Annotated in this window: 9 protein-coding genes and 1 tRNA gene; 9 read left to right on the top strand and 1 reads right to left on the bottom strand. The window is 54.5% G+C overall.

Annotation, left to right across the window (positions count from 1 at the left end; translation table 11 throughout):
• The 9 genes from HMPREF2980_RS03350 to HMPREF2980_RS03310 all read left to right on the top strand — a co-directional run.
• Positions 1-485 (top strand): DUF6318 family protein (locus HMPREF2980_RS03350; protein WP_246823654.1); only part of this gene is annotated, 485 nt, incomplete at its 5' end.
• 220 nt (positions 486-705) lie between these two features.
• Complete coding sequence (locus HMPREF2980_RS03345; protein WP_070690159.1) at positions 706-1485, top strand: DUF6318 family protein; 780 nt, start codon at positions 706-708, stop codon at positions 1483-1485.
• Between the two features lie 269 nt (positions 1486-1754).
• Positions 1755-2519, top strand: a complete 765-nt coding sequence (locus tag HMPREF2980_RS03340) for a DUF6318 family protein (RefSeq protein WP_070690157.1) — start codon at positions 1755-1757, stop codon at positions 2517-2519.
• A gap of 250 nt (positions 2520-2769) precedes the next feature.
• A complete protein-coding gene (locus HMPREF2980_RS03335) occupies positions 2770-3501 on the top strand; it encodes a DUF6318 family protein (RefSeq protein ID WP_070690155.1) in 732 nt (243 codons plus the stop codon).
• Between the two features lie 40 nt (positions 3502-3541).
• Positions 3542-4321: a DUF6318 family protein gene (locus tag HMPREF2980_RS03330; protein WP_070634382.1), complete on the top strand. Its 780-nt coding sequence runs from the start codon at positions 3542-3544 to the stop codon at positions 4319-4321.
• Positions 4322-4427: 106 nt separating this feature from the next.
• Positions 4428-5195, top strand: a complete 768-nt coding sequence (locus HMPREF2980_RS03325; protein WP_070690153.1) for a DUF6318 family protein — start codon at positions 4428-4430, stop codon at positions 5193-5195.
• Positions 5196-5401: 206 nt separating this feature from the next.
• The gene (locus tag HMPREF2980_RS03320) at positions 5402-6112 is read left to right on the top strand and encodes a DUF6318 family protein (RefSeq protein ID WP_070690150.1); all 711 of its coding nucleotides are present in this window, start codon (positions 5402-5404) and stop codon (positions 6110-6112) included.
• 205 nt (positions 6113-6317) lie between these two features.
• Positions 6318-7031: a DUF6318 family protein gene (locus tag HMPREF2980_RS03315; RefSeq protein ID WP_070690148.1), complete on the top strand. Its 714-nt coding sequence runs from the start codon at positions 6318-6320 to the stop codon at positions 7029-7031.
• A gap of 173 nt (positions 7032-7204) precedes the next feature.
• Positions 7205-8071: a DUF6318 family protein gene (locus tag HMPREF2980_RS03310; RefSeq protein WP_070690147.1), complete on the top strand. Its 867-nt coding sequence runs from the start codon at positions 7205-7207 to the stop codon at positions 8069-8071.
• 137 nt (positions 8072-8208) lie between these two features.
• Here HMPREF2980_RS03310 and HMPREF2980_RS03305 read toward each other — a convergent pair.
• Positions 8209-8281, bottom strand: a tRNA-Glu gene (locus tag HMPREF2980_RS03305).
• Between the last annotated feature and the right edge of the window lie 163 nt (positions 8282-8444).

Here is an 8444-nt window from a genome sequence, read left to right as displayed (position 1 = left end):
AGCCTCTCGTTCCGGCGAACATGAACGAGCAGAGCATTGATGGTATTTATGCGTTCATCGGCTATTGGTTGGCGAGCTTCAACTACCTGCTGATGACTGGCGATCCTGAGCCGTTGCAGAAGGCTGAGTCTACGGACATACTGACGGAATACCAGAATTTGACGGCTGCCTATGAAAATAATCTGGGGTGGCTCTACGGTGCGGATACCCCGGTTACTCTTGAGCTGATTTCTAATTTGCCTCAGAAAATTTCCGGTAGCCGAATTCGTTATGACTGGTTGGGATACATGCGGTACAGCACCGACATTAAGGTTCATACTGAGGGCGAGAGTTCGGATGAGCCCTTTATGGAGGATAGCTCGCGGGATCTGACGAAGGTTGGCGTGGAGTACAAGGATGGTAAGTGGATTATGCTCACCGACGAGGATGGCTCTTCTGGGCCTGGTAGCGCCAGCAAGTCTTCCTCGGGCTCTTCTTCTGTCTAAGCTTCTGGGAGCTTGAGATAGGCTTCTCCCCCGCCTGCGGTAATGCACCGTGGGCGGGGGTTTCTTTTTGCCGGAACTCGGTAATGCTTCGCAGCGGCGTGAGGTTGCTATGTCATCGGCACCATACGACGACCGTTAATGGGTATCTGCGTTTTTGCCGGTATGATGGGGGTGTCAACTCACTCAATTTCCTTTGCTGACTTCTTTTGAAAGGCTGATAATGATGAGCCCTTCCCCCGTCTCTGCTGGTGTGAGCCGTCGCGTGGCGTTGGGTGCTACCGGTGCCGGCGTACTGGCGGCATTGACTGCGTGCGCTAGCGATATCCGTCCGCTGGCTGATAGTTCCCCCTCCGGTGAGGCTTCAGCAAGTGCGTCCGAAAGCGCATCCGCGAGCGCCTCAGCATCGGCTTCGTCTTCCTCTTCCGACAAGTCCTATAAGGGCCTTGTGAAGTTCGATAACTTCGAGAAGAAGGGTGAGTACGTTCCTGCCACGGCTGAGAAGAAGGCACAGAATGTGCCCAAGCCTCTCGTTCCGGCGAACATGAACGAGCAGAGTGTTGACGGCATGTATGCGTTCATCGGCTACTGGCTGGCGAGCTTCAACTATGTGCTGATGACCGGTGATGCTGAGCCGATGAAGAAGGCTGACCCTGCAGATGTGTATGCGAAGAGCCTGCAGGAATTTACGTTGATGTACGAGAGTGATCTGGGTTGGATGTACGGTACGGACACCCCGGTTACTATGGAGTTGATTAGTAGTTCACCGCAGAAGGCTTCCGGTAGCAGTACCCGTTATAACTGGCCGGGCTACATGAACTACAGTGCCGATGCAAAGATTCATCGTGAGGGCAAGTCTGACCTACCTTTCAAGACGTCTTCTAGTCCGAACGGCAAGCTGATGAAGGCTGCTGTGGAGTACAAGGACGGTAAGTGGTTTATGCTTACCGGCGATGAGGGCTCTTCTGCATCTGCTTCTTCTGGTAGCTCTTCGTCTGTCTAGGCCATTGTCTTTGACAGCGTGAATAGGCTTCTCCCCCACCTGCGGTAATGCACCGTGGGCGGGGGTTTCTTTTTGCCGAAACGCTGCCAGAACTCTGCGGAAACCCAGGGAACACCCAGGGGAAACTCAACAAATGTTCTGAGTTGGCGGAGGGTGCCTCGGGTACGCTTAACGTATATACATTGACGTACTACATGTGGTCTTTGCCTGCAGGTTGTGAGCCCCGTACCGACGGCTTTGTGGGTGAAGAATCCGACGAAGGACTTCTGATGACTACTTTCTTCACTCGACGTACCGCCTTGGGTGTTGCTTTTGCGGGTGCACTTTCTGCGTTGACTGCGTGCGCCAGTGATATTCGCCCGTTGGCTGGTGGTACCGGCTCGGCTTCTCCGTCGGAGGCGGCGACCGCCTCCGAAACTGCGTCTGCTTCTGCAAGTGCTTCGGCTTCTCCTTCTGTTTCAGCGTCTGCGAGTGCTTCTGCTGCTTCGGGTCTTCCGTCTTCAGGTAAGTCCTATAAGGGTCCGATGAAGTTCGATAGCTATGAGAAGACCGGAGAGTACGTTCCGGCGAGTGTTACGCATAAGGCTGAGAATATGCCGAAGCCTGTTCCTCCGGCGAATATGAAGGAGCACAGCGTTGATGGTGCGTATGCTTTCTTGAGTTTCTGGCTTGCTAGCTTGAACTATTTGATGATGACGGGTGACCCTGGACCGATTGAGGTTGTTTACCATGATGGCTACGGCATAGAGAAGTATCCTGGCACGCTGAAACTGTATGCATCGGGTTTGGGCTGGGTGTACGGTACGGAAACTCCGTATATTGTTGAGCTGCTGACGGATGCTCCTCGTGAGGTGCCGGGCAGCGACAATACTCGCTTTATTTGGGAAGGCTATTCCTACATGGACCCGAAGATGATGCGGCATTATGAGGGTCAGCCTGAGAAGGCGACGAGCGCTGATGAGTCGAAGAAGAAGGTGGCGAGGTTCCGTCTGGAGTACAAGGACGGCAAGTGGGAGCTGTCGAGCGCCGCTTAGCTACCGCATTGCAGAGGGCTCGCTCTCGTAGTGATTTCTTATGCGGTAAGACCCCGCACCTGGTAAAACGCTGGGTGTGGGGTCTTAATTTTCTGAACATTCGAGGCGGTCACGGGGCTATTAGGTGGCTCTCGGGTAACCTTAAAAGTGTATACATTGACGTACTGATAGGTCTTTACAGGGCGTCTACGCATGCTCTGGTGCACGGCGTCGTGGTTTGCTCTGTATTGGCTCCAACGAAGGGCTTCCGATGACTACCTTCTTCACTCGACGTACTCTCCTGGGCATGGGTGCGACCGGTATTCTTGCTGCGCTGACTTCTTGCGCTAGCGATATTCGCCCGCTGTCGCAGAGTTCGGGCGGTTCCTCTGGCGGTGCTGCTTCTGGTTCGGCTTCCTCGTCTGCGAGCGCCTCTGTGTCTCCTTCTCCTGCTGATGATCATACGCCCGGCTCGTATGTGGGTCCGATTAAGTTCAATAACTACGAGCGGAACGGCACCTACGTCCCTGCGACTGCGAATGCGCCGGCACAGAACGTGCCGATGCCTCTTATCCCGGAGAAGATGAAGGAGAACAACCCCGAGGGCGCCTACGCGCTGATGGGCTATTGGCTTGCTTCCCAGAACTATCTGATTCTGACCGGCGATGTTGAGCCGCTGATGAAGGCGGATCCGGCGAAGGCTTTTCTGAGGAACTCTAGGACCATGATTAAGCTCTATGAGTCGGGTCTGGGTTGGATTTACGGTTCGGATCAGCCGTACAAGATTGAGATTGTGGAGAATGAGCTTCAGCCGGTTGCTAATAAGCCGGACCGTTATGAGTGGCTTGTGACCGTCGCATATGATCCTGCCGCTAAGTACCACATTGAGGGTGAGCCTGATGCGACTATCGTTGAGGAGGAAAAGACGATTCCCCGCACGACGAAGTTCATCATGGAGTACAAAGAAGGCATGTGGCGCATGCTTTTGAACAACGATAGTTAGTTTCCCTCATCTTCTGATACGCACTACTTAAGGATTTCTGATGACGACTTTCCTTTCTCGACGTGCAGCCCTACTAGCTGCCGGTGCGGGCGCTATTACGATGCTGAGCGCCTGCACCAGCGATATCCGCCCGCTGGCTGATAGTTCCGCCTCCGGTGAGGCGTCCACTTCTGCAGGTCCTAGCGAATCTGCTAGCGCATCCGCTTCTGCGGGTGGCTCTTCTGAGAAGTCTTATCTGGGGCCGGTAAAGTTCGACAACTACGAGAAGAAGGGCGAGTACATCCCCGCGGATGAGACGCACAAAGCGCAGAATGTGCCCAAGCCCCTCCCTCCGGCGAATATGCATGAGAAAACCATTGATGGCGCATACTCTGCCTTTAGTTTTTGGCTTGCCAGCGTCAACTATCTGGTGCTCACCGGTGACGATGAGCCGTTGAAGCAGGCTGACCCCTCCGGCAGGGATGTGAAGTCTTTCCATGATTACGTGACTTTTTATGAGTCCAATGAGGGGTGGTTTTACGGTTCGGAGCATGCGCTTCAGGCTGAGATTATGACCCCGCAACCTGAGAAGGTATCGGATAGCGGCTCCCTCTACTACTGGCGTATCACGCTGTCCAAGGACTCTAAGGCGATGATGCATGTTGAGGGTAAGGGAAACAGGCCTATGTACCAGAACACTTCCATGGAGCCTGAGCTTTCCGACCTGAAATTGTCGTATCAGGACGGTAAATGGTTCACTTACCCCACTAAGATACGCGGACAGGGCACTGCGAGCCCGAGCACCAAAGCATCCGATGATGCTAACTCTAAGACCGCCTAGAGCATCTTTGCAGAGTTCACCTTAGAGGTGAGGATTTACCTCACTTATAGGGTTGATAAGCTCCAGAGCTTCATCCCCTACCCTACTTATCATTTAAGGATTTTTCATGGCAACTTTTCTTTCTCGACGTGCCGCACTAGCTGCAGCTACCGGTGCTGGCACGGCTGCGGCGCTGACTGCGTGCGCTAGCGATATTCGTCCGCTGGCTGATAGCTCCGCCTCCGGTGAGGCTTCGGCGAGTGCCAGCACTTCTGAGTCTGCGAGCGCATCCGCCTCGGCATCTGCTTCAGCGACTGAGCCTGCTAAGAAGTCGTACAAGGGCACGGTGAAGCTCGACAAGTATGAGAAGAACGGCGAGTACGTTCCTGCCACGGCTGAGAAGAAAGCGCAGAACGTGCCGAAGCCTGTTGTTCCGGAGAAGATGAACGAGGCGACCGTTGAGGGCATGTACCAGTTCCTCTGCTACTGGGTGGCAAGCTTCAACTACATGTTCATGACCGGCGATTTCGAGCCGCTCAAGAAGGCTGACCCTGAAGGCCGCTATGCGAACGATCACGCCAATGCTGTTCTTATCTACTCTTCCGGTAAGGGCTGGGTGTATGACACGGATGCGCCGGTTACCATTCAGCTGCTGACTGATGCTCCCAAAAAAGTTGAGGGCGGTCCCAACCGTTACGATTGGCTCGGACGCATTATCTATGATCCCAATGCAAAGGCTCACGTTGAGGGTCATGACCCTGTTCCTCTGGTTGATGGATCGGCCAAGAGCGAGGCAACCAATTTTCCGTTTGACTATAAGGATGGCGCCTGGTTCTTACTCAGTGATGAAGAAGCTGATTCCCCCTCTTCAGAGGCGAGTAGCGCTAGTGCCTAACCCGCGTTCCTAGTCATTTATAGTGATGAGGGAAGCTCTCGAATGCAGTTGAGGCTGCGTGCGGGAGCTTCCCCTTTTTGTTTGCATGGCCTGCGTACGGTCGTGTTGAACTATTCCCCCAGATGAGCATGTGCCGGCTTTGAACGTGTCAACAAATCTGCTCGGGTACGCTTAAAAGCACACGAACAAACTATTGAGGGGTTCCCATGCCTACCTTCGTTACCCGACGCACCGCCCTGGGCGTTGCCGCCACTGCCGCGCTCGCCTCCCTAACCGCCTGCGCCAGCGATATTCGCCCGCTGGAGGACCCGAGCGTGGTTGACCCGATGCGCCCCTACAAGGGCGAGCTGAAGTTCAATAGCTACAAGTCCACCGGAACGTACCGCCCCGCAAGCAGCACGAAGAAGGCGGAGAACCCGCCTATGCCCGTTCCTCCCGTGAATATAAAGTCAAAGACGACCTCGGGCATGTATGCGGCGCTGGGCTACTGGGTCGCAGCCCTGAACTACCTGACGGTTACTGGCGACGCTACCCCGTTCAAGGACGTGGACCTGGACGGCATCTACGTGCAGAAGATGAAGGCATACGTAGAGTTGTACGCAAAGAATGAGGGGTGGATGTACGGCACCGAGACGCCGCTCGTGGCTGACCTGACCGAAGAGACCCCGCAGAAGGTTAACGATGAGCAGTACCGCTGGAAGGGTATTGCCCGTAGCCATAAGGATGCCGTTCTCCATTACGTGCCCGAGGACAGGGACATTCGTCTGGCTGAGACGAGCGGTGATTCCAGTAATGATGAGGTCACTTTTGTGTTGAGCTATCGAGACGATGCGTGGAGGGTCACCGTTGAGACGAAGAGTTCCTCGACGACTTCTCCCGGTTCCTCAGGCGGAAGCGGCTCCGGCCTCAACGTTTAGGATGCGGCGGTATAGGAAGATACAGACGCGGGAAACGACTGTATAGGAAGATAATGGCTTTTCCCCTAGTAAACGGTGCTTTTCGTTAGCTAATGTATCTTTTGTAGCATTTTCCAAGGTTTGACAACGAAAAAATCATAAAAATACCCAAATACACTAAGGTACCCTGAAATAGATACACCGATAATCTATTGAAGGGTACCTTATGTCTACCTTCGTGACCCGACGCGCCGCCTTTGGCATCGCCGCCACCGCCGCGCTCGCCTCCTTGACTGCCTGTGCTAGCGATGTCCGCCCGCTCAGCGACCCGAGTGTGCTCGACGCTCAGCGTATCTATAAGGGCGAGCTGAAGTTCAACAACTACGAGTCGCAAGGAACTTACGTTCCGGCAACCCATGAGAAGAAAGCCGAGAATCCGCGCAAACCCGTACGCCCTGCAAACATGAGCAACAAGACAAAGGGCGGCATGTATGCAGCATTGGGATATTGGATGGCTTCTCAGAACTATCTCATGATTTCTGGGGATATTGAGCCTTTAAAGTCTGTAGACGCAACCGTAGACCAATACTGGGAAAAGATGAAGAAGGCGTACGTGAAAATGTATTCAGACGGCAGCGGCTGGCTATACGGCACCGAAACACCTTGTCTATACCAGTTGACAGAGGAATCTCCTCAAAAGATTGACGAAGACCGCTACCATTGGAAAGCTACGACCTACATGCACAGTAGGGCCGTAGTCCACACCACGGCACAGGGCTTGGAGATTTCGCTAGCCTACACAAATAACCCAGACGGTCCCAGCAAAATCATTTTTGAGTTGGTACACCAAAATGGTGCATGGACGGTCTGGAATGAACGAGTCAAACTAGCTCCGATCTCACCCACTTCAAGCGCGAGCAGCTCCGGTGCCTCCGTTTAGAACCCCGGCCATATCGTAGTCGTGCGAGAATCTCTGGGTCCCGTGTTTTTCGTCATCTACCGCCGCTTTTACGGCATTGGAGGCGTACACAACATTGGGCTGACCGCTCCCCTGCGATATTCTGGAATTAGTTCAATACCGGCACATACTTTATTCCCCTCAGAAAGAGCCCCATGTCTACCATGTATACCCGCCGCACCGCCCTGACCGCACTGGGCCTGGGCACCGCCGTGCTTCTTGCCGCATGTTCCTCGAAGTCTTCCGAGTCTTCGGCGACCACGAGCGCGTCCGCTACCGAGTCTTCGACCGCAAGCGCTACCGCATCCGTCTCCCCCACCGCGGCGGCAACCACCACCGTTGAGGCTGGCCCCAGCATGAAGGGTGAGGTCGTTCTTGCCGATTACTCCTCCACTGGCACTTTTGAGCCCGGCACCAAGGAGCACAAGGCTGTAAACGTCGCGATCCCGGTTGAGCCGGCGAAGCTGCGTGAGAACAGTGTTGAGGGTCTGCATGCGTTCATCGCGTACTGGCAGGCTACCCTGAACTACCTGCTGCTGACCGGTGACGGTACCCGCTTCACGAACATTGACCACACCGGCGACTACTCGACCGTGGCTGAGTTCTTCCAGAGCATGTACGCTTCGGAGAGCGGCTGGGTTATTGGTTCGGAGCATCCGATGGTTCTGTCGCTGACCGCTGACCGCCCGACCAAGGACACCCGCACCGGCTACTACACTTGGGCAACCGAGATGGTAATTGATGGTGCTGAGGGTGCTGGCGTGTACAGCAAGACCAATGATCGTGTGCAGCCGCTGACCGAGGTATTCAAGTACCCGGGTAAGCCGGTGGCTGGCCAGATTGTGGCACACTACCAGGACGGCACTTGGCGTATGGTGCGTCGTGCTCCGGGTACTGCGTCTGCCTCGCCGGTTCCGTCGCTGAGCCCGAGCGCTTCCGCTGAGGGTACTGCGTCTGCGGAGGCGACCGCTGCAGGTTCCGCTGAGGCTACTACTGCTTCTGCTGAGGCGTCGGCACAGTAGATTCCGGGTCCCATATACCGCTGAGAAGCCACATGTGTTTCAAACACATGTGGCTTCTCGCTTTTAATCTTTCTTGAAAAAGACAGATATAAACAAAAAAGCCTTGATTCCGAAGAATCAAGGCTTTTTTCCTAGTGTGACCCCAACCGGATTTGAACCGGTGTTGCCGCCGTGAGAGGGCGGAGTACTAGGCCGCTATACGATGGGGCCGTGAGATTTACATCTCTTTTACCAGGTCTCCCTGGCAACACATATAACTATACAGAGGTTCCCAGAAACAACCAAATCGAAAAGCGGTGAAATGAGTCACATATTTTACACTGAGTGCAAGGCCTAAAAACAGACTCCTCCCCCAGCTGTGCAGACCCCCCCC

This window comes from Rothia sp. HMSC076D04, assembly GCF_001814645.1.
Lineage (GTDB): Bacteria > Actinomycetota > Actinomycetes > Actinomycetales > Micrococcaceae > Rothia > Rothia mucilaginosa.
This window is presented reverse-complemented; position numbering and strand designations above follow the sequence as displayed.